Origin of the sequence: Pseudoxanthomonas taiwanensis (assembly GCF_010093135.1) — a bacterium.
Lineage (GTDB): Bacteria > Pseudomonadota > Gammaproteobacteria > Xanthomonadales > Xanthomonadaceae > Pseudoxanthomonas > Pseudoxanthomonas taiwanensis.
The window spans coordinates 1-22,221 of sequence record NZ_PDWK01000035.1; the positions used below are offsets into that span (position 1 = coordinate 1).

At 74.2% G+C, this 22,221-nt stretch carries 11 protein-coding genes; 6 read left to right on the top strand and 5 right to left on the bottom strand.

Annotated elements, in window-relative coordinates:
* Positions 1 to 157 precede the first annotated feature (157 nt).
* The 6 genes from CR938_RS08280 (at position 158) to CR938_RS08305 (ending at position 9,702) form a co-directional block, all read left to right on the top strand.
* A complete protein-coding gene (locus CR938_RS08280) occupies positions 158 to 1,321 on the top strand; it encodes an amino acid ABC transporter ATP-binding/permease protein (protein WP_162124559.1) in 1,164 nt (387 codons plus the stop codon).
* Positions 1,322 to 1,490: 169 nt separating this feature from the next.
* On the top strand, positions 1,491 to 4,829 hold the full coding sequence (locus CR938_RS08285) for a TonB-dependent receptor (protein WP_162124560.1): 3,339 nt from the start codon (positions 1,491 to 1,493) through the stop codon (positions 4,827 to 4,829).
* Entirely contained in the window at positions 4,829 to 5,446 is a 618-nt protein-coding gene (locus CR938_RS08290; RefSeq protein WP_162124561.1) for an RNA polymerase sigma factor, read from the top strand. Before CR938_RS08285 ends, CR938_RS08290 begins: the two co-directional genes overlap by 1 nt.
* Positions 5,433 to 6,428 carry a FecR family protein gene (locus tag CR938_RS14805; RefSeq protein ID WP_162124562.1) on the top strand — a complete coding sequence of 332 codons (996 nt, stop codon included), beginning with the start codon at positions 5,433 to 5,435 and terminating at the stop codon, positions 6,426 to 6,428. The genes CR938_RS08290 and CR938_RS14805 overlap by 14 nt, the downstream gene beginning before the upstream one ends.
* Before the next feature lie 8 nt (positions 6,429 to 6,436).
* On the top strand, positions 6,437 to 8,251 hold the full coding sequence (locus tag CR938_RS08300; protein WP_246191022.1) for an amidohydrolase family protein: 1,815 nt from the start codon (positions 6,437 to 6,439) through the stop codon (positions 8,249 to 8,251).
* Positions 8,248 to 9,702: an amidohydrolase gene (locus CR938_RS08305; protein WP_162124563.1), complete on the top strand. Its 1,455-nt coding sequence runs from the start codon at positions 8,248 to 8,250 to the stop codon at positions 9,700 to 9,702. The genes CR938_RS08300 and CR938_RS08305 overlap by 4 nt, the downstream gene beginning before the upstream one ends.
* 52 nt (positions 9,703 to 9,754) lie before the next feature.
* Here the strand turns inward: CR938_RS08305 and CR938_RS08310 are convergent, their stop codons facing one another.
* The 5 genes from CR938_RS08310 to glyS all read right to left on the bottom strand — a co-directional run bounded on the left by CR938_RS08310 (position 9,755) and on the right by glyS (position 22,214).
* Entirely contained in the window at positions 9,755 to 12,088 is a 2,334-nt protein-coding gene (locus CR938_RS08310) for a Tex family protein (RefSeq protein ID WP_162124564.1), read from the bottom strand.
* Between the two features lie 116 nt (positions 12,089 to 12,204).
* Positions 12,205 to 14,352 carry a S46 family peptidase gene (locus tag CR938_RS08315; RefSeq protein WP_162124565.1) on the bottom strand — a complete coding sequence of 716 codons (2,148 nt, stop codon included), beginning with the start codon at positions 14,350 to 14,352 and terminating at the stop codon, positions 12,205 to 12,207.
* An 83-nt stretch (positions 14,353 to 14,435) separates the two neighbouring features.
* Complete coding sequence (locus CR938_RS08320) at positions 14,436 to 18,245, bottom strand: translocation/assembly module TamB domain-containing protein (RefSeq protein ID WP_162124566.1); 3,810 nt, start codon at positions 18,243 to 18,245, stop codon at positions 14,436 to 14,438.
* Positions 18,242 to 20,014 carry an autotransporter assembly complex protein TamA gene (locus CR938_RS08325; protein WP_162124567.1) on the bottom strand — a complete coding sequence of 591 codons (1,773 nt, stop codon included), beginning with the start codon at positions 20,012 to 20,014 and terminating at the stop codon, positions 18,242 to 18,244. The genes CR938_RS08320 and CR938_RS08325 overlap by 4 nt, the downstream gene beginning before the upstream one ends.
* A 100-nt stretch (positions 20,015 to 20,114) precedes the next feature.
* On the bottom strand, positions 20,115 to 22,214 hold the full coding sequence (gene glyS / locus CR938_RS08330) for a glycine--tRNA ligase subunit beta (protein WP_162124568.1): 2,100 nt from the start codon (positions 22,212 to 22,214) through the stop codon (positions 20,115 to 20,117).
* Between the last annotated feature and the right edge of the window lie 7 nt (positions 22,215 to 22,221).

Consider the following 22,221-nt stretch of genomic DNA (forward strand, 5'->3'; position numbering starts at 1 on the left):
CTACCCGGGGGGTACCGGCGGCCGGTAGGATGGGCGGCCACATTCACGGAGGCCGGGGAGGCGCTCGCGGCGGCGACGGCTGGTGGGGGGCCGGGCCGGCGCGTCGGTGGTCGGGCGGCGGGGCTGGGCGGGGCGGGCGGCGGCCTGGGGGGTGGGCGTGGCCTGGGTGCTGCTGCTGGCGGCCGTGCCGGCCTGGCTGGCGCGCCGGGCCCGCGCCGCCGGGCAGGCGCGCCGCCTGCACCTGGCCGGACTGCGCCAGCAGGTGCTGCAGGCGGTGGACGGCCACGCCGACCTGCTGGCACTGGGCGCCGCGGCGCGGGCGCAGGCGGACTTCCAGGCCGGATGCGCGGCCCTCGGCGGGACCGCCCTGGCCGAAGGGCGCGCTTTCGCCCTCGGCCAGGCCCTGGCCCACGCCGGCGCCGGCATGGCGATGCTGGTCGTGGCCGCGGCCGGGATCGGCCCGCTGCGGGAGGGCCGCATCGGCGGGGCGGTGCTGGTCGGCTGCGTGCTGGCCGTGGCCGCGCTGTTCGAGGCCGCGGTGCCGGTGATGCGCGGCGCCGCGCGCCTGGGCAACACCGCCGCGGCCGCGGCGCGGCTGCGCGAGATCGGGCGCGGGCCGGCGCGGGTGGCCGACCCGGAGGCGCCGCGGCCCCTGCCGGCGCAGGGCGAGGTGGAGTTCCGCAGCGTGCGCTTCCGCCACGACCCGCGCCTGCCCCTGCTGGAGGGCATCGACCTGCGCATCCGCCCGGGCGAGCGGGTGGTGGTCACCGGCCCCAGCGGCAGCGGCAAGTCCACCCTGCTGGCCCTGCTGCTGCGCCTGCGCGACCCGGATGCGGGCACCGTCACCTGGGCCGGCGTGGACCTGCGCCAGGCCCGCCAGGCCGAGCTGCACCGGCGGATCGCGCTGCTGGCGCAGGATTCGCCTGTATTCATGGGCAGTGTGCGCGACAATCTGCGCATCGGCGACCCCGGTGCGGACGATGCGGCACTGTGGGAGGCGTTGCAGGCCGTCGGTCTGGCCGGCGAAGTGCGCGCCCTGCCGGCGGGCCTGGACGAGTGGCTGGGCGAGGGCGGCCGGACCCTGGCGGCCGGGCAGGCGCGACGCCTGTGCCTGGCAAGGGTGCTGCTGTCAGGCGCCCCGCTGCTGGTCCTGGACGAGCCGACCGAAGGCCTGGATCCGCAGGCCGCGCAGGCCTTCCTGGCCGAGCTGCCGCGGATCCTGCAGGGCCGGTCCCTGCTGCTGGTGACCCATGCCCGGGTTCCGCCCGGGCTGGCCCACGCCTGCTGGCGCCTGGAGGGCGGCCGGCTGCGGCCCGCCTGAGCCTGCCGGGCCGTGTCCGGCGGCCCTGCTCACGGATCGAGTGTGACGTCCTGCGCATTTCCCGGAAAAAGCCGCCGGGAGATGGAGGAAACGCCGCGCTCGCGCATCGAGGGGGGGAACGGCGGTCCCAAGGGCCGTCATCGCGTTCGCAGAACTGATTGGAGGCAAGATGCGGAACAGACAACGGGCCCTGGCACGGGCGGTTCGACTGGGTCTCCTGGCCGTGGTGGCGACCACCGCCGGCCAGGCGCTGGCTCGCGAGATGAGCTTCGACGTGGCCGGCGGCAGCCTGGAACAGGCGCTGCCGGAGTTCGCGCGCCAGGCGGCCCTGCAGATCATCGCCCCGGCCAGCGAGGCCGGCGTCCCCAGCATCCAGGTTCCCCCGCTGGTGGGCCAGATGGAGCCGCGCGAGGCGCTGTCGCGCCTGATCGCCGGCACCGGCCTGCAGGTGGCCGCCGACGACGGCCGCACCATCACCCTGCACCGTCCGCAGATGCTGGCCTCGCTGGGTGGCGCCGGTGCCGTGGCCGCGTCCGGCCGTGGCCAGCAGGCCGACCAGGTCGCCGCCGAGCCGGTCGCCAGTGACGCGTCGGCCGCCGGCGACGTGGCCACCCTGGACCAGATCACCGTGGTCGGCACCCAGATCCGCGGCTCCAACGCCGCCGCGATCCTGCCGGTGGTGACCATGCAGCCGGAGCAGATCGAGGCCACCGGCGCGGTCTCCGGCGACGACCTGTACCGCTCCATCCCGCAGATGGGCGACGTCTCCTTCGTCGGCACCAACGGCGGCAACAGCTCCAACTACGCCCGCGGCGACATCGCCTCGGTCAACCTGCGCGGCCTGGGCGTGGGCAACACCCTGGTGCTGATCAACGGCCGCCGCACCGTGGTCCACCCGACCAGCCAGTCCGACAGCAACCTGGTGCCGGTGCTGGCCTACAACGCCAACGCCATCCCGGTGGCCAACCTGCAGCGCGTGGAGGTGCTGCTGGACGGCGCCGCGGCCATCTACGGCACCGACGCGGTGGCCGGCGTGGTCAACAACGTGCTGCGCGACGACATGGACGGCGGCGAGGTCACCGTCCAGTACGGCACCGGCGAAGGCACCGGCATGCACGACTGGAGCATCAGCGGCATCGTCGGCAAGAACACCGACGACCTGCGCGGCAACCTGACCCTGTCGTTCAACCACTACCGCACGACGGGCATCGACTCGCACGACTACGACTGGACCCGCACCGCGGACCGCCGCTTCGACTTCGTCGGCACCCGCTTCGAGGGCGACCCGGCCCTGGATGCCCGCAGCGCCACCAGCGCCTGGGGCAACTTCACCGCCGCCCAGGCGGTGCGCCGCAACGGCTCGCTGGTGACCAGCGGCGCCGGCGCCTTCCACGTGCAGCCGGTGACCAACTCCGCCTGCTCGGCCGACATCGGCAACGACATCTGCGTGGCCTCCGGCAGCAAGGCCAGCTCCGGCGCAGACCGCAACCTGCGCTCCGACGCGCAGAACCAGTGGCCGCTGTCGCTGACCCCGGAGGTCCGCCGCACCAACCTGTTCATGACCTCCAAGTGGGCCTTCGACAACGGCGTGGAGTTCTTCTCCGAGCTGGGCTACTACCACGCCGACGCCGACAGCCTGCAGTCGCCGGTCAACTCGATCGCCGCCCTGCCGGTGGTCGTGCCGGCCAGCAACTACTGGAACCCGTTCGGCGCCGCGGGCAGCCCGAACCGCCTGGACGGCCTGGACATCGGCCCGGACGGCGTGCCGGTGACCATCACCTCCTACCGCTTCGAGCGCCCGACGAAGATCCACGTCGAGAACGAGCAGGTGCGCGCGCTGGCCGGCCTGCGCGGCTACCACTTCGGCTTCGACTGGGAGTCGGCGGCGCTGTACTCGAAGGCCGAGGTCACCGACACCCAGCAGGCGGTCAGCATGACCCTGTTCCAGCAGGCGCTGGCCGACTCCACCGCCAACGCGTACAACCCGTTCTGCGGCGGCTGCAACCCCGACGCGGTGCTCGACCGCTTCTACGTCGACGCCACCCGCCGCAGCCAGACCGAGCTGTTCCTGTGGGACTTCAAGGGCTCGCGTCCGGACCTGTTCTCGCTGCCGGCCGGTGACGTCGGCCTGGCCGTGGGCATCGAGGCCCGCCACGAGCGCCAGCGCGACGACCGCGACCCGCGCGTGGACGGCACCATCCTGTACACCGACGCGGTCACCGGCATCGAGTACCCGAGCGACATGTACGGCGTGAGCCCGACCCCGGACACCGAGGGTTCGCGCTCGGTCTACGCCGCCTTCGCCGAGCTGTCCGTGCCGCTGGTCGCGCCGGAGATGGAAGTGCCGCTGGTGCGCTCGCTCGACCTGCAGGTCGCCGGCCGTTCCGAGTACTACAGCGACTTCGGCAGCGTGACCAAGCCGAAGCTGGCCCTGGGCTGGGAGCTGCTGGACGGCCTGCGCCTGCGCGCCTCCTGGGCCGAGGGCTTCCGCGCCCCGAACCTGGAGCAGGTGAACGCCACCCTGGTCAGCCGCTCGAACAGCCGCACCGACTACATCCAGTGCGAAGCCGACGTCCGCGCGGGCCTGGCCAGCGACTTCAGCAACTGCGCGCACACCGCCTCGACCACCGCGCGCCGTTCGGGCAACCCGGACCTGAAGCCGGAGACCTCGACCAACACCGGCTTCGGCCTGGTGTGGCAGCCGCGCTTCCTGCCGGAGGCCGCCGGTGACTGGACCTTCTCGGTCGACTACTTCAAGTACGAGCAGGAGGGCATCATCGGCCTGTTCGGCGAGGGCAACGCGCTGATCCTGGACTACCTGCTGCGCATGCAGGGCTCCAGCAACCCGAACGTGGTCCGCGCCGACCCGACCGCCGACGACATCGCCCGCTACGAGGGCACCGGCCTGGCGCCGGCCGGCCGCGTCCTGTACGTGACCGACCGCTACGTCAACCTGCAGCCGCAGACCGTGCGCGGCCTGGACTACAACGTCAGCTGGCGCTCGCAGGAGACCGCGTGGGGCCAGTTCGCGGTGAACATCACCGGCACCCGCGTGCTGGAGTTCTACCGCGACCTGTCGCCGGAGCTGAAGGTCCTGGCCGACGCCCGCGACGCCGGTCTCATCGACGGTTCGGTGGTGATCACCGGCGGCGGTGACCTGATCGGCCAGGGCGGCACGCCGGAGTGGAAGTGGAGCGGCACCGTCACCTGGCGCAAGGGCAACCTGACCGTGGGTGGCAGCGCGCGCTACACCGGTTCGGTGTGGGACACCGGCCTGTCCGACTCCGACGGCAACCAGTGGCGCATCGCGTCGCAGACCCTGGGCAACCTGTTCGCCCGCTACCAGTTCGAGGGCGACGGCCTGCTCGACGGCCTGGCGGTCAAGGTCGGCGTGAACAACGTCACCGACAAGCGTCCGCCGGTCAGCTCCGACGCGTTCGGCTACCTGTCGAACCTGTACCAGCCGTATCCGCGCTACTGGTACATGAGCGTGACCAAGTCGTTCTGATGGACGACAGCAGGGCAGGCGGGGGCGGGCGACCGCCCCTGGCCGTCGGCCGTGCGCAATGGCTGGCGGACCAGATCCTTCCGCACGAACCGTCGTTGCGGCGCTGGCTGCGCGAGCGGCTGGCGCTGTCGGCGGCGGACGCGGACGACATCATCCAGGAAAGCTACGCGACGCTGGCGGCCCTGGAGAGCGTCGAGCACGTGCGCGAGCCCCGCGCCTACCTGTTCACCGTGGCCCGGTCGCTGGTGCAGCAGCACCTGCGCCGGGCCCAGGTGGTGGCCATCGAGACGATGGCCGAGCTGGACGGGCTGGGCACCGAGGCGCCGCGGGCATGCCCCGAGGGCTTCGCCCCCGCCCGCCAGCAACTGGCCCTGGCGCAGCGGCTGCTGGCGGAACTGCCCAGCCGCTCCCGGGAGGTGTTCCGGATGCGTCGCATCGAGGGGTTGTCGCAGCGCGAGATTTCCGCGCGGCTGCGGATCAGCCAGAGCACGGTGGAAAAACACATGATCAAGGCGCTCCGGCTGCTGATGGCGGGGATGAGCGCCGCCGAGGATCCGGACGTGGTCGCGGCCGAGGGACGGGCCGGGAGCAAGGAGCGGTCGCATGGACACAACTGACCGCCAGGACATCGACACCGCCGCCGCGATGTGGGTGGTGCGCGAGGACCGGGGGCCGCTGACGGCGGCCGAGCAGGCCGAGCGCGACCGCTGGCTGGCGGCGTCGCCGCGCCATTTCGGCGCCTACGCGCGCGCCCACGCCCTGCTGGCGTGGAGCGGGCGCATGACCGCGCCGGCCGTGAAGGCCGTGTGCCGCAGGCCCTGGCGCCTGCGCTGGCCGCTGGCCGCCGCCGCCGCCGTGGTGCTGGCGGCGGGCCTGGCCGCGGGCCTGATGCTGGCTTGGCCGTCCGGTAGCGTGCACGAGACCGGGCGTGGCCAGATCCTGCGCGTGGCGCTGGAGGACGGCTCGCACATGACCCTGGACGCCGACACGCGCGTGCGCGTGGATTATCGGCAGGGCCGGCGCCGGCTTGAGCTGCTCTCGGGCAACGCGCTGTTCGAGGTGGCGCACGACCCGCAGCGTCCGTTCACCGTCGAGGCCGCGGGCATCCGCGTCACCGCGGTCGGTACCCGTTTCAGCGTGAGCGTGGACCGCCACGAGCGCGCCGCCAGCCCGGTCGAGGTGCTGGTCAGCGAGGGCGTGGTGGACGTGGCCGGCGCCGACCGCGGCCCGGCCCCGGCGCGCCTGCACGCCGGCATGCGCGCGGTGGCGCGCCCGGCCAGCGGCGTGGCGGTCTCGCCGGTGGAGCCGCAGGAGCTGGACCAGCGCCTGATGTGGCGCGACGGCATGCTCGCCTTCAACGGTGACACCCTGTCGGTGGCCGCCGCGCGCTTCCGCCACTACAGCGACACGCCCATCATCATCGAGGACCCGGACGTGGGCAGCCGCCGCGTCGTGGGCCTGTACCCGGCGCACGACCCGGTCGGGTTCGCCCGCAACGTGGCCCTGAGCCTGGGCCTGAAGGTGGAGCAGCGCGCCGACGGCATCCACCTGTCGGCGCCGGCCCACGCCGCCGCCCCGCCGCGCCGCGACCTGCAATGAGGACCGCCATGCCACGCGCCTTCCGCTCCTGGATCTTCCTGCTGACCCTGCTGGTGCTGTGCTGGAGCGCCGGCGCCCAGGCGGCCACGGTGCTGCTGCGCCAGGCGCGCGTGGCCGACCCGGACAGCGGCCAGGTGCGCAGCGTGGACGTGCTGCTGCGCGACGGCCGCATCGCCGCCATCGACGCCCGCCTGCGCGCGCCGCGTGGCGCGCGCGTGGTCGAGGCCGAAGGCCTGGCGCTGCTGCCGGGCCTGTTCGACGTGCACACCCACTGGACGCCCAACGCGCGTCCGGCCGCACTGCCGGCGGTGGCCAACGCCTACCTGGACGCCGGCGTGACCACCGTGGCCGCCTACCCCCAGCCGCCGGAGGCCTACGCGCCGCGGCGTGCCTGGCTGGCGCAGGTGGCCGCGCCGACCGTGTTCCTCGGCGCGCGGGTGAGCACGCCGCTGGGCCACGGCGCCGACTGGGGCGACCAGTCCACCACCCGCTGGGTGAACTCGCCGGCGGCCGCGCGCGCGGCGGTGCGCGAGCTGGCCGCGTACCGGCCCGACTTCATCAAGGCCTTCACCGACGGCTGGCGCTACAACAACTACCCGGACAACACCAGCATGGACGAGGCCACCCTCGCCGCGCTGGTGGAGGAGGCCCACGCCCACGGCATCCGCGTGTTCACCCACACCGTGACCCTGGCCCGCGCCAAGCAGGCCGCGCGCGCCGGCGTGGACCTGATCGCGCACAGCATCCTCGACCGCGAGGTGGACGAGGAGCTGGTGGCGCTGATGCGCGAGCACGGCACCGCCTACGCGCCCACCCTGGCGGTGTACGAGCCGGTGCGCATCGGCGATCCGCCGCCGGCCGACCCGGACAACCGCGTGCTGCGCCAGCGCCGCGCCAACTTCGCCGTGGCCCTGGCCAACGCCGGGCGGCTGCATGCCGCCGGCATCCCGGTGGTGCTCGGCACCGACGCCGGCATGACCGGTACCCCGCACGGCCGTGCCACCCAGCACGAGCTGGAGCTGCTGGTGCGCGCCGGCCTGACCCCGCTGCAGGCGCTGCACGCCGGCACCGCCGCCGCGGCCAGGGTGCTGGGCCTGGAGGACCGCGGCACCATCGCCGTGGGCAAGCGCGCCGACCTGGTGCTGGTGGAGGGCGAGCCCTGGCGCGACGTGGCGGCCATGCGCAACGTGCGCCGCGTGTTCGTCGCCGGCGAGGAGGTGACCGGACCGGACGCAAGGCGGCCGGCGGCCAACGCCCATGACAGCCTGCCGCCGGTGCGGCTGCCGGCACTGCTGGACGATTTCGAGCGCGCCGACGGCCGCACCGCGCTGGACACCCTGCGCATCACCGACAACGACGGCGGCAACGACCGCACCTGGCAGTCGAGCCTGCGCATCGCGCGCGGCGACGGCCACGGCCACGTGCTGTCCACCCACGCCCGTTTCTCCCATGCCGAGCGCCCTTACGCGGCGGTGCTGCTGCCGCTGACGCGCGGCTCGTTGGCCCCGGCCGACCTGGGGGCCTGGTCCGGAATCACGTTCCAGGCGCGCGGCGAGGCCGGCACCGCCTGGGTCGAGGTCCGCGGCCAGGAGGGCCGGCGCTGGATGCACGCCATCGCCCTGCAGCCGCAGTGGCGCGAATACCGCATCGCCTGGAAGGACTTCCAGGGCATGCGCCCGTGGCGCGGCGAGGGCGAGCCGCCTGCCTGGCGCGGCGACGACGCGGTGCAGATCGCCTTCTCGGTCGCCGGCGCGCCCGGCTCGACCGCCTGGTTCGAGCTGGACGAGGTGCGCCTGCTCGAGGCGGAGGCCGCGCAGCCATGAGCCGCACCGCCCTGGCCACCGCCCTGCTGTGCCTGCTGGCCCTGCCCGCGCACGCGGCCGGGACGCCGGCCGCCGACGCGGCGCGGGTGCGCGCCGCGGTCGAGGCCTGGGCTCCGCGCCAGGCCGCGCTGGCGCAGGCGATCTGGGAGCGGCCCGAGCTGGGCTACCAGGAGACCACCGCCTCGGCGCTGCTGCAGGCGGCGCTGCGCGAGGCCGGCTTCAGCGTCGAGGCCGGTGTGGCCGGCATCCCCACCGCCTTCGTCGCCCGCGCCGGCCGCCGCGGCAAGGGGCCGGTGATCGCCCTGCTGGCGGAGATGGACGCCCTGCCGGGCATGTCGCAGCAGGCCGTGCCGCAGCGCCTGCCGTTCGAGGGCCAGGACGCCGGCCATGCCTGCGGCCACAACCTGTTCGGCGCCGGCGTGGTCGGCGCGGCCCGCGCCATCGCCCAGTGGCTGCGCGAGAGCGGCCGCGACGGCGAGGTGCGCGTGTACGGCACCCCCGCCGAGGAAGGCGGCTCGGGCAAGGTGTACATGGTCCGCGCCGGCCTGTTCGACGACGTGGACGTGGCCCTGCACTGGCATCCGGCCGACGCCAACTCGGCGGTGCAGTCCACCAGCCTGGCCAACCTCAGCGGCAAGTTCCGCTTCCGCGGCGTGGCCGCGCACGCGGCCATCTCGCCCGAGCGCGGCCGCTCGGCGCTGGACGGCGTGGAGGCCTTCAACCACATGGCCAACCTGATGCGCGAGCACGTGCCCGACGGTACGCGCATCCACTACGCCATCACCGACGGCGGCCGCGCGCCGAACGTGGTGCCGGCCTACGCCGAGGTCTACTACTACGTGCGCCACCCCGACGGGAACGTCGTGCGCGAGGTGTTCGAGCGCCTGCACGACGCCGCGCGCGGGGCCGCCCTGGGCACCGGCACGCAGGTGGAGTTCGAGCCGCTGGGCGGCGTGCATGCGCTGCTGCCCAACGACACCCTCGGCCGGGTGCTGGACCGTGCCCTGCGCCAGGTCGGCGGCGTGGCCTACGACGCTTCCGAGCGGGGCTTCGCCACGCAGCTGCAGGCCACCCTGGAGCGCCGTCCACCGCTGGAAGCGGCGCTGGAGGTGGCGCCGTACCGCGCCGACGAACGCGGCCTGGCCTCCACCGACGTGGGCGACGTCAGCCAGGTGGTGCCCACCGCCGGCATCGCCACCGCCACCTGGGTGCCGGGCACGCCGGCGCACAGCTGGCAGGCGGTGGCCGCCTCGGGCATGTCCATCGGCCATCGCGGCACGCTCAACGCCGCCGCGGCGCTGGCCCTGGCCGCGGTGGAGTTGTACTCCGATCCGGAGCTGGTGCGCGCCGCGCGCCGCGAGTTCGAGCAACGCCGTGGCGGCGCGCCCTACCGGCCGCTGCTGCAGCGCGAACGGCCCCCGCTGGATTACCGCACTTCCCCCTCCCCCTGATCTCCCTGTGCGGACGGCGGGGGTGCCTGCGTGCCCACCGCCTTTTTTTTGCTCAGCTGCCGCGGCGGGCGCGGGCGAAGGCCTCGGCCAGGGCGGTGTTGGCCGGCGGCGCCGACGGCCTGGGCGCGCCGCCGCGGCGGCCCTCGCGCGGACCGCCGGCGCGCGCGCCCTCGCCCCTGCCGCCCTGCGGTGCGGGCGCGTCGTCCAGGCGCCGGGTCAGGGCGATGCGCTTGCGCGCCACGTCCACCTCCAGCACCTTCACCTTGACGATGTCGCCGGCCTTGACCACCTCGCGCGGGTCCTTCACGTAGCGGTCGGACAGCGCCGAGATGTGGATCAGGCCGTCCTGGTGCACGCCGATGTCCACGAACGCGCCGAAGGCGGCCACGTTGCTGACCACGCCCTCCAGGATCATGCCGGGGCGCAGGTCGGTGATGTCCTCCACGCCGTCGGCGAACCGCGCGGCCCTGAACTCCGGGCGCGGGTCGCGGCCGGGCTTCTCCAGCTCCTTCAGGATGTCGCGCACGGTGGGCAGGCCGAACTTCCCGTCGGTGAACTGCTCGGGCTTGAGCGTGCGCAGGAAGGCGGTGTCGCCGATGATCTGCTTCACCTCGCGGCCGCAGGCCTTGACGATGCGCTCGACCACCGGATAGGCCTCCGGGTGCACGGCCGAGGCGTCCAGCGGCTCGTCGCCGTCGGCGATGCGCAGGAAGCCGGCGCACTGCTCGAAGGTCTTCTCGCCCAGGCGCGGCACCTTGAGCAGGTCCCTGCGGGTGCGGAACGGACCGTTGGCGTCGCGGTAGGCGACGATGTTCTCGGCCACCGTCTGCGACAGGCCGGACACCCGCGCCAGCAGCGGCGCCGAGGCGGTGTTCACGTACACGCCCACCGCGTTCACGCAGTCCTCGACCTTGGCGTCCAGCGCCCGCGCCAGGCGGAACTGGTCCACGTCATGCTGGTACTGGCCCACGCCGATGGACCTGGGCTCGATCTTCACCAGCTCGGCCAGCGGGTCCTGCAGGCGGCGGGCGATGGACACCGCGCCGCGCAGCGACACGTCCAGGTCCGGGAACTCGCGCGCGGCCAGCTCCGAGGCCGAGTACACCGAGGCGCCGGCCTCGCTGACCAGCACCTTCTGCAGCTTCAGCTCCGGATGGCGCCGGATCAGGTCGGCGGCCAGGCGGTCGGTCTCGCGGCTGGCGGTGCCGTTGCCGATGGCGATCAGCTCGACCTGGTGCGCGCGGCACAGCGCGGCCAGGGTGGCGATGGAGGCGTCCCACTGCCGGCGCGGTTCGTGCGGGTAGATGGTGTCGGTGGCCACCAGCTTGCCGGTGGCGTCCACCACGGCCACCTTCACGCCGGTGCGCAGGCCCGGGTCCAGGCCCAGCACCGGGCGCGGGCCGGCCGGGGCGGCCAGCAGCAGGTCCTTGAGGTTGTCGCCGAACACACGGATGGCCTCACCCTCGGCCTTCTCGCGGGCCTGGTTGAACAGGTCCAGCATCAGGTGCAGGTGGATCTTGGCGCGCCAGGCCAGGCGGCAGGCGTTGCGCAGCCAGGCGTCGGCCGGGCGGCCGCGGTCCTGGATGCCGGCGTGCAGGGCGATGTGCCCCTCGGCGTAGGCATGGCCCAGCTCGGCGTCGATGCCCGGCTCCAGGTCCAGGTGCAGGAACTCCTCGCGGCGGCCACGGAACAGCGCCAGCAGGCGGTGCGAGGGGATCCTGGCCAGCGGCTCGGCGTGGTCGAAGTAGTCGCGGTACTTCTCGCCGGCGGCCTCCTTGCCCTCGACCACCTTCGAGCGGATCACGCCGTTGGCCTCCAGCCAGGCGCGCAGCTCGCCCAGCAGGGCGGCGTCCTCGCCCCAGCGCTCGATCAGGATGGCGCGCGCGCCCTCCAGCGCCGCCTTGACGTCGGCCACGCCCTTGTCCGGATCGACGAAGCCCGCGGCGAACTCCTCCGGCACCAGCGCCGGATCGGCGAGCAGGCCGTCGGCCAGCGGCTCCAGCCCGGCCTCGCGCGCGATCTGCGCGCGGGTGCGGCGCTTGGGCTTGTACGGCAGGTACAGGTCCTCCAGGCGCGACTTGCTGTCGGCCGCCTCGATCTGCGCGCGCAGCTCGTCGGTCAGCTTGCCCTGCTCGGCGATGCTGGCCAGAATCGCGGCGCGGCGCTCCTCCATCTCGCGCAGGTAGGCCAGGCGGGTCTCCAGCGTGCGCAGCTGGGTGTCGTCCAGGCCGCCGGTGACCTCCTTGCGGTAGCGGGCGATGAACGGGACGGTGGCGCCCCCGTCCAGCAGCCCGATCGCCGCCTGCACCTGCTGCGGCTGCGCGCCGATCTCCTCGGCGATGGTCTGGGCGATCTTGCGGGCGGTCGCGGCGGAGGCTTCGGTCATGGGACTGCGGATCTGCAACGAAAAAAGCGGTTGCCATTGTGGCAACCGCTTCCGGGGGATGTAACCCGTTGACAAGCCGGGCGCGGCGGCGTTGGGCGCCGCGCCCGGGGCGGGCCTTACAGGCCCATCTCCCGCAGCACGTGCGGGGCGGGATAGACCTTCTCCATCAGCCAGCGCATGTAGCGCATGTCCACGTGGATGGCGCGCTTGTAGCGCGGGTCGAACCACCAGCTGGCGCTGACCGCCTCCCAGTTGCTGTCGAAGTTCAGGCCGACCAGCTCGCCGCGGGCGTTGAGCACCGGCGAGCCGGAGTTGCCGCCGGTGGTGTCCAGGTTGGTGAGGAAGTCCACGGTCTGGGTGCCCAGGACCGGGTCGGCGGTGTCGCCGAAATCGCCCCTGGCGATGGCCTCCAGCAGCGGCTGCGGGGCGTCGAACGGCGCCAGGCCGGTGTGCTTCTCGACGATGCCGGCCACCGTGGTCACCGGGGCGAAGCTGACCGCGTCGCGCGGCTGCAGCGCCTGCACGCGGCCGTAGCTGACCCGCAGGGTGCCGTTGGCGTCCGGGTACACGGCCCGACCCTGCTGCTGGCGCCAGGCGATCAGCGCGCGCATGTAGGCCGGGCGCAGGCGCAGCAGCTCGCCGTCGCGCGCCTTGCGCTCGTCCTCCAGGCGCATCTGCGCCGGCACCAGCTGCGCGGCCAGGGCCAGCAGCGGGTCCTCCGGCAGCGGCTGGCCGTTGCGCGCGGCCTCCAGCGCCGCCAGGCGCACGGCTTCCTCGCCCAGGCGGGTGGCACCGTACAGCCGCGCCAGGGCCGCGTCCAGCTCGGCCGGGGTGCGGCCGAAGGCGGCGTCGAACTCCGGCAGGCGCTGCGCGTCCGGCAGCTGCTGGTAGCGGCCCAGCAGCACGCGCAGCAGGGCCTGCTCGACCTTCGGGTCGTAACGGCGCTGGACCTGGCGCAGGGTGCCCTCGATCAGGGCCAGGTCGCGCTGCTGGTAGCCGGACTCGCGCTCGGCGTCGGGCTTGCCGGCCTCGATGCGCAGCCGCTCCAGGGTCAGGGCCGAGCGCAGCACCTGGGTCTGCCCCAGCAGGCCCAGCAGCAGGTCGCGCTCGCGCACCGCCGAGGCCCGTTCCAGCACCTTGCGCAGCGCGGCGATGTCGCGCGCGACGGCGCCGGAGGTGGCGGCCAGCAGCTGGCGCTCGTCCTCGGCGCGGCGCCGCACCGCGTCGCTGCGGCGCAGGCCGTCCAGCTCGCCGGCGGCGCGCTTGCGGTTGTTCTTCAGCGACTGCAGCTGCGAGGCGTAGCGGGTGCGCGCCTCCGGGTCCTGGCGGCCGGCCTCCTCGATGACCCCGATCAGCTCGTCGAGCACGGCCACGCGGCTGGGCAGGGTCCACTCCACCTGCTCGGCGAACTCGGCGGCGGTGCGGTGGCGGTAGGTGATGCCCGGGTAGCCGGCGAGCATGGCGAAGTCGCCCTCGCGCAGGCCCTCGCGCGCGATGCGCAGGTGCGAGGGCGGGTTGTACGGCACGTTGTCCGGCGAGTAGGCGGCCGGCTTGCCGTCCCTGCCGACGTAGGCGCGCAGGATGGTGAAGTCGCCGGTGTGGCGCGGCCACATGAAGTTGTCGATCTCGTCGCCGTAGTTGCCGATGGCGCGCGGCGGCGCGTAGACCAGGCGGACGTCGCGCAGCTCCAGCTGGCGCACGCGGTGGAACTCGGCGCCGTTGTACATGTTCACCACCGAGCAGCGCACGCCTTCCTCGCGCTCGCACTCGGCGACGATGCGCTTGGAGGCCGCGTCCACCGCGTCGTGGTAGGCGCGCCCGGTCTTGCCGCGGGCGGCGCCCAGCACCTGCGCGGTGACGTCGTCGAAGCCCACCGTCACCAGGATGCGGAAGTCGGGGTTGGCCGGCAGCTCGGCGGCGCGGTCGGCGGCGATGTAGCCGGCGTCGATCAGGTTGCGCTGCGGGGTGCTGTTGTACTGGATCACGCCGTAGGCGACGTGGTGGTTGGTCAGCACCAGGCCGTCGGCGGAGACGAAGGCGCCGGTGCCGCCGCCGGCGCGGACCACGGCGTTGAGCGGGGCGGCGGTCAGGTCGGCCAGCGCGGCGGGGTCGCCGGCGTAGCCGGCCTCGCGCAGGGCGTCGGCGATCCGCGGCAGCTGCGAGGGCATCCACATGCCCTCGTCGGCGTGCGCTGTGGCGGCGAGGGAGGCCAGGCAGGCAAGGCTCAGGCGCGCCAGCAGCGCGGCCGGTCGGTTCGGCTTCATCGTGTCGTCTGGTCCATCGGATGGAACGGAACCGGGACGGTAGCGGCTGCGGCGCGGGCGGACAACCGTCACCGGTCACGCCGCTACTTCTCGCGCCGCCAGTTGATCGAGCCGCGCGTCTCCACCGTGGAGGACTCGATCTCCATGTCGAAGCCCTTGCGCAGCAGGTACTTGAGCACCAGCACCTGGCCGCTGCCGACCAGCGACACGCCGTAGCCGACGTACAGCCTGGGCGAGAGGTACTTGCCGATGCCCACCACCGAGCCGCCGAGGGCGCGCGACTGGGTCACGCCGGCGTCGTCCAGGCCCAGCTTGGCGCCCAGGCGCGCGGCCAGCAGGCCGGTGCCGGCGGACATGGCCGCCGAGGCGGCGCTGATCTGCTGCGCCTGGGCGCGGGTGGCGCCTTCCAGGCTGCGGCCCAGCACCAGGTAGGAGAGGGCCTCGGACTGCGGCAGGGCGGGGTCGGACCACACCTCCACCCGCGGCTGCAGGGCACGGCCGGTGACGTCGATGCCGGCGGTGATGTCCTCCACCCGGCGCTCGGCGCGCAGGTGGATGCGCGGGTCGTTGACCGGGTTGTTGCTCCAGGTCATCTGTCCGCGCGAGATCTGCAGTTCCTGGCCGTAGGCCTCGTACTTGCCGGACACGTCCAGCACGCCGGTGGCGGCCATCTCCCGGCCCGGGCGCGCGCGCACCTGCAGGCGGCCCTGCAGGGCCCCGTCCAGGCCGAAGCCGGACAGGCGCACGTCGCGGCCCAGCACCAGCGCCAGGTCCAGGTCCAGCGGCGCCTCGGGCGTTTCCTCCGGATCCACCGGGTCCAGCACCACCACATCCTCGGACACGGTGGCGCCCTGGTCCAGCCGCTCCAGGTCGATGCGCGCGCTGGGCACCTCCACCTCGCCGCGCAGGACCATCGTCCGGCCGTCGAGGCTGAACTGCAGGTCGGGATTGGCCACCGCGTGCAGCTGCGCGGTGTCGGCGATCAGCACGCTGTCGCCACGGATGGCCAGCTGCAACGGCGTGGCCTGGCCATACCACGACAGCGCGCCGTCCACCGCCAGGGTGCCCTCGCCCGAGCGCAGCGCGGCCTCGATCCGGGCCGAGCCGTCCGGCTGGGCGTCGAGCCGGCCGCGGCCCTCGGCCAGGCTCAGGCCCAGCACCGGCAGCTCGGCGGTGAAGTCCTCCAGCAGCAGCTGGCCGCCCAGCGCCGGCTGGCCGCGGGTGCCGCGCAGGCTGACGTGGCCGCGCAGCACGCCCTGCGGGCGCACCAGGTCCGGCGAGAACAGCTCCAGCCAGAACAGCCGGCCGACGTAGGTGTACAGCTCGCCGGTCAGCGGGCTGTGGTCCTCCCAGCCGGTGCGGAAGGTGGCATCCACGTAGCCGTCGCCCTTGAAGCCGCTGCCCAGCCGGCCCTGGATCTGCTGCGGGTTGAACTCCAGGTCCAGGCTGAAGTTGTCGTAGCGGGCCAGCTCGCGCCGCGAGCGGTCGCCCAGGCGCAGGCCGCCGTCGGGCGAGGCAACGTGCACCTCGCCGGTCCAGCGCTGGCCCTGCGGGCGCAGGCGCGCGTCCAGGGTCAGCTCGCCGCGCAGCACCAGGGCGCGGCCCTCGTTGCGCGGCAGCCAGGGGTGGACCAGGCTCAGCGGCAGGCGCTGGCTGGCCAGCCGCAGGCCTTCGCGCGGCCAGTCGGCGCTGGCGCAGATCGAGGCCTCCTCGGTGGTCTCGGCGTCGCGCGCCACCGCCGCCAGGCAGGCCGGCTCCAGCCGCCAGCGCCCGGCCGGCAGGACGGTGAACGCGGCCGGCGCCTGCAGGGTCCAGACGTGGCCGCGGGCCGGGGCCAGGCGCAGCCGCGCCACGTTGCCCCGCCAGTCGGCGCCGCGCCGCTGCAGCTGCCCGGCCAGGCTCACCGTGGCCAGCTCCAGGCTGACCGCCTCGGCCTCCACCTGCAGGTCCTCGACCGCGCCGCGGGCGCGCAGGTCCACGTGCTGCACGGCGATGCCGGCCTGCAGCCCGCCGGCCTGCAGGCGCAGGTCGCCGTCGCGGCCGCGCCAGGGCAGGCGGCCCTGCAGGGCCAGGCTGTCGGCGGTCCAGTCGTTCCAGCGCAGGCCGCGGCCGTGCAGGTCGGCGGCCAGGTCCGGGGTGGCGCGGGCGCCGGCCAGGGGCAGGCTGCCCTGCAGCTCGCCGGAGGCGCCCGGCAGCAGGTCGTCCAGGCGCAGCGGCTGCAGCTGCGCACGCAGGTCCACGCGCTCGCCGAAGCGGCCGCCGGCCTGCACGCGGCTGCCACCCAGGGCCAGGACCAGCTCGCTCTCGCCGGCCTCGCCCTGCAGGCGCACCTGGCCGCGGCCGGCCAGGTCGCGGCCGCGCAGGCGACCGCCCAGGTCCTGCAGGTCGAACAGCGCGTCGAAGCCGGCGTCGGCGCGGGCCCGGCCGCGGGTGGCCAGGCGTCCGTCCACCCGGCCGTCCCAGCCGGGGGCGAAGTAGCCCGGGTCGAAGCCGTCCAGGCGCAGGTCCAGGTCCCAGGCCAGGCGCGGCGTCCAGGCCGCCTCGCCGCTGGCCCGCAGGGTGCCGGTGGGCATGCGCGCCTGCAGGGCGTGGATGCGCGCGCCTCCGGCATCGCCGCGCACGTCCAGCTCGGCACTGGCACGGTCGGCGCCGCGGGCGACCGCGGCCTGGCCGTACACGGCCCAGCGCCGCACCGAGCCGGCCACGCCCAGCCTGGCCTCCTCCAGCACCACCGCCGGCGCGGCCGGGTCCTGCGCCGGCAGGCGCAGGCCCTGGGCGTTGAGCGAGAAGCGGAAGCGGCCGTCCTCCGGGTCGGCGAAGTCGGCGGTGCCGCGCAGCCGCACCTGGCCGCCGTACAGTTCCAGGGCCAGCGGGGCGACGCTCAGCACCTGCTCCTCCAGCACCACCTGCGAGGGCGCCACCACGAACGGCTCGCCGCCGTACTGGCCGCTGCCGGCCAGCCGCGCCGCGCCGCCCCGGCCGATGGCCTCGAGCTCGAAGCGCAGCCGGTCCGTTCCAGGCCCGCCGCCGGCCAGCAGCGCCGGGTCCAGCCCCTCGCTGCGCGCCTGCAGCCGCCAGCGCGGGGCTTCGCGCGGCCCGTCCAGCACCAGGGTGGCGCGCAGCGGCTCCGGCGCGCGGCCGCCGATGCCCAGCTCCATGCGCGACAGGTCGCCGCGTGCGACCAGGCCCAGGCGCGCCGGGCTGTGCCCGTGCGGCGCCGGCAGCACGGCGGTGGCCAGCAGGTCGCTGCGGTAGTTGTCGGCCGGCACGTAGTCGCCGTGCACGGTGAAGCGGCCACGGTCGCTGTCCACCTCCAGGTGCTCGGCATGCAGGCGGCCGTTGGCGATGTCGATGCCGCCGCGCAGGCGGCGGATGTCGATCACCGGCTCGCCGCCGGAATGCACGGCCAGCCCGTCGATGATGATGCGGTCGGCCTGGATGGCCAGCGGCATCTCGATGGCCGGCAGCACGTCCGGCCAGCGCGGCAGCTCGAAGGGTTCCTCGCTTGCCGCCAGCTGCAGGCGGGCGCCCTCCAGCTCGAAGCGGTCCAGGCGCAGGCGCCGGCCCAGCAGCGGGCGGATGTCCGGGTCCAGGTAGGCGCGGCGCGCGCTGAAGCGGTAGTCCTGCCAGTGGAACTCCAGGCCGTGCAGCACCAGCGGCCCGGCCAGCGGACCTTCGGCCTTCTCCCAGCTCAGGCGCGCGTCCACCGGCAGGCGCGAGACCACCTGCGCCAGCAGCACGTCGCGCCCGGCCACGGTCTGCAGCAGCCAGTAGCCGAGCACGGCCAGGCCGAGCACGCCGGCCAGCGTGGCCAGGCCGGACCAGGCCCAGAAGCGGCGGCGCCGGTAGAAGCGCGGCCGCGGCGGCGCGGGCGTGGGCGAGGGCGTGCTCAAAACTGCGCTCCCAGGCTGAGGTAGATCTGGAACTGCGAGTCCGGATGGTCCAGGCCGCGGGCGATGTCGATGCGCACCGGGCCCACCGGCGAGCGCCAGCGCACGCCCAGGCCCACGCCGACGTGGATGTCCGGGGTGTCGTCGAAGGCGTCGCCGGCGTCCACGAACACCGCCCCGCCCCAGGGTCCGTCGCCGAAGTAGCGCTCGTACTCCACCGAACCGGTGATGACGTGGCGTGCGCCCTTGGCGAAGTCGTCGCGCACGCGCGGGCCGACCTCGCGCCAGGCGTAGCCGCGGATGCTGCGGTCGCCGCCGGCGAAGAAGCGCAGGCTGGGCGGCATGTCCATCAGCGCGTTGGTCCAGGTGGTGCCGGCCTCGCCGCGCACGATCAGGCGGTCGGCGCCCTCGCCCAGGCCGTGGAACCAGGTGCCGCCGGTCCACAGCTGGGCGAAGCCGCTGTCCGAACCGCCGCCGCCGGCGCGCAGGGTGGCGGTGGCACTGAAGCCGCGGCGCGGGAACAGGCGGTCGTCCACGTCCACGTAGGTGGCCGACAGCTCCGGGTAGAGCAGGGTCGAGTAGGCGTACAGGCGCTCGCCGGTGGCCCGGTCCATGTCGTAGCTCCAGCGCTCGCGCAGGGCGTTGAGCGAGGCGATCAGGGTCCAGCGCCAGTCCAGCTCGCCGCTGCGGCTGCCGGTGAGCTTCACGTTGCGCAGGTCGATGTAGTCGGTCTGCTCGTCGTAGGCGCTGGCCGCCACCGCGTACCAGCCGTCCAGCCAGGCGAAGGCGGGGATGCGGTACTGCACCAGCCCGCTCTTGCGCTTCTGCGCCCACTCCAGGTCGTAGTTGAGCTTGTGGCCACGGTTGTTGACGTAGCGCCGCTCCAGGCCCAGGCGCACGCCGGCGCCGCTCTCGGTGCCGTAGGACAGGCCGGCGGTGTAGATGTTGCGGCGGGCCAGGGTCAGGCGCACGTCGATCGGCACGCGGTAGTCGTCGTCGGCCTCGTCCGGCAGCGGCTGGATGTCGATGACGCTGAAGTAGTCGAGCTTGACCAGCGATTCGCGCAGCCGGTCCAGCTTGCCCTGGTGGAAATAGCTGCCCTCCTCCCAGCGGACCAGCTTCTCCAGCAGGCCGGGCCGGAAGTAGTCCTGGTGGAAGGTGGTCGGCCCCATGTCGTAGCGGAAACCGCTGTCCCAGACCAGGGCGATGTCGGCCGCGTTGTCGGCGCGGGTCACCCGCACCTCGCGCTCCATGAAGTCGGCGTCGAAGTAGCCGCGCTCGGCCAGGCGGTGGGTGATGCCGTCCTTGTTGGTCTCGTAGGTCTCATGGTCGAACACGTCGCCCGGGCGCGGCCGGAACGCCTCCAGGTCCTCCTGCAGGTAGCGGTCCTCGCCGCCGGGGCCGACGATCTCCACGTGCCAGTCGCGCACCCGCACCGGCTCGCCCTTGTCGACGTGCAGGATGACGGTGATCCGGTCCTGCTCGTCGCGCGGGGCCTCGACCCGCACCACCGCCGAGTAGTAGCCGAACGGCTCCAGCGCCTGGCGCGCCTCCTTCTCGGCGCGGATCAGCAGGTATTCCAGGCGCGATTCGCCCTGCGCCTTGCCCAGCGCCTGGTTCAGGGTCAGGGCCTGGCGCACGTTCTGCGCCAGCGGCTCGTCCTTCTCCAGGCCGCGGATCTCCACCTTCTGGATGGTGCCGCGCGCGGCCGCGGCGCACGGCAGCAGGAGCAGGACCAGGGCGAGGGTGCCGAGACGCAGGAAAGGCCGCATCACCGCAGCATACCGGGAACCGGTGGCGGCCACCTGAAGGCCGCGTGGAGGGGCCGCGGCGCGTCCCCGGCGCGGCGGCGCCGGCCGGGGACCGCGGGACTCACGCCGACAGGTGGGCGATGGCGGCGACCGCGCCGAAGCGGTCGCCCAGGCGCCTGAGCAGGGCCAGGCGATTGCCGCGCACGGCCGGTTCCTCGGCGTTGACCAGCACCTGTTCGAAGAACGCGTCCACCTGCGGGCGCAGCCGCGCCAGGCGGGCGAGCACGGCCACGTAGTCGTGGCGCTGCAGGGCCGCGTCGGTGTCGGCCAGCGCCGCCTCCACCGCCTCGGCCAGCGCGGCCTCGGCCGGCTCCCGCAGCAGGGCCGCGTCCACCGCGTCCGGGATGGCGATGTCGGCCTTCTTCAGGATGTTGCCGATGCGCTTGTTGGCCGCGGCCAGCGCCTCGGCCTCGGGCAGCTGCGCGAACTGGCCGATCGCGTCCACGCGGCGGTCGAAGTCGTACAGCGAGGCCGGCCTGAGCTCAGCCACGGCGTTGAAGTGCGCCGCCGGCACGCCCTTGTCGGCGTAGTAGCCGCGCAGGCGGTCGAGGATGAAGTCGTACAGCTCCCCGGCGTCGGCCGGCACGGGCCTGTTGTCCTTGCCGGAAGGCACCGCGCCGATGGCCGCGGCCGCGGTGGCCAGCAGCTGGTCCAGCGGCAGGGCGAAGCCGGGTTCGATGACGGTGCGCGCCAGGCCCAGCGCGTTGCGGCGCAGGGCGAACGGGTCCTTGTTGCCGGTGGGCTTGAGCCCGGCGGCGAAGCCGCCGGCCAGGGTGTCCAGGCGCTCGGCGATGGCCAGCACCTTGCCCAGCGGCGAGGCGGCGATGTCGTCGCCGGCAAAGCGCGGCATGTAGGCCTCGTCGATGGCCACCGCCACTTCGGCCGGCTCGCCCGCGGCCAGCGCGTAGTGGCGGCCGGCGATGCCCTGCAGCTCCGGGAACTCGTTGACCATGCGGCTCTGCAGGTCGTTCTTGGACAGTTCGGCCGCACGCCGCGCCAGCGCCGGGTCCACGCCCACCTGCACGGCGATGGCCTCGGCCAGCCGGGCCACGCGCGCGACCTTGTCGGCCACCGTGCCGAGCCTGGCCTGGTAGGTGACGGTCTTCAGGCCCTCGCCCATGGCCAGCAGGCCCTGCTTGAGGTCCTCGTCGAAGAAGAACTTGGCGTCCGAGAAGCGTGGCCGGATCACGCGCTCGTAGCCCTTGCGCACCTCGGCCTCGTTCCTGGACTCGATGTTGGCGATGCCGATGAAGTGCTCGGTCAGCCGGCCCTGGGCGTCCAGCACCGGGAAGAACTTCTGGTTGACCTCCATGGTTTCGATCAGCGCTTCCTGCGGCACGGCCAGGAACTCGCGCTCGAAGCTGCACAGCACGGCCTTGGGCCATTCGGTCAGGCATACCACCTGCTCGAGGTTGTCCCCGGTGATGCGCGCCTGGCCGCCGGCCTGGCGCGCGGCCTGCTCGGCCTGCTCGACGATGCGCGCGCGGCGCTCCTCCGGATCCACCAGCACGCGGGCGGCACGCAGCGCGTCCACGTAGTCCTCCGGCGTGTTGATCCACACCGGCTTGGCGTGGCCGAAGCGGTGGCCGCGGCTCATGCGGTCGGAGGTCACGCCCAGCACGTGCGCCGGCACCACCTCGTTGCCCAGCAGCAGCACCAGCCAGTGTACCGGGCGGGCGAAGGCGTAGTCGTGGTCGCCCCAGCGCATCGGCTTGGGAATGGGCATGGCGGCGATGGCCTCGGCCACGATCTCCGGCAGCAGCGCGGCGGTGGCCGCGCCCGGCTTGACCGAGCGGTGCACGAAGCGCTCGCCCTTGGCGTCGCTCACCCGCTCCAGCGCGGTCCACTCCACGCCCTGCTTGGCGGCGAAGCCCTCCAGCGCGCGGGTCGGCCTGCCCTCCCCGTCCAGGGCCACGTTCACGTACGGCCCCAGCACCTCCGCGCGCTGCTCCGGTTGCTCGGTGGCCACCTTCGGCAGCAGCACGGCCAGGCGCCGCGGGGTGTACAGCGGGCGCGCGTCGCCGGCCTCGAAGGCGATGCCGCGCCTGGCCAGGGCGGCGGTGACGCCGTCGAAGAAGGCCCGGGCCAGGCCCGGCAGGGCCTTGACCGGCAGCTCCTCGGTGCCCAGTTCGATCAGCAGGGGGCGCATCTGTGCATCCATGGAAAAC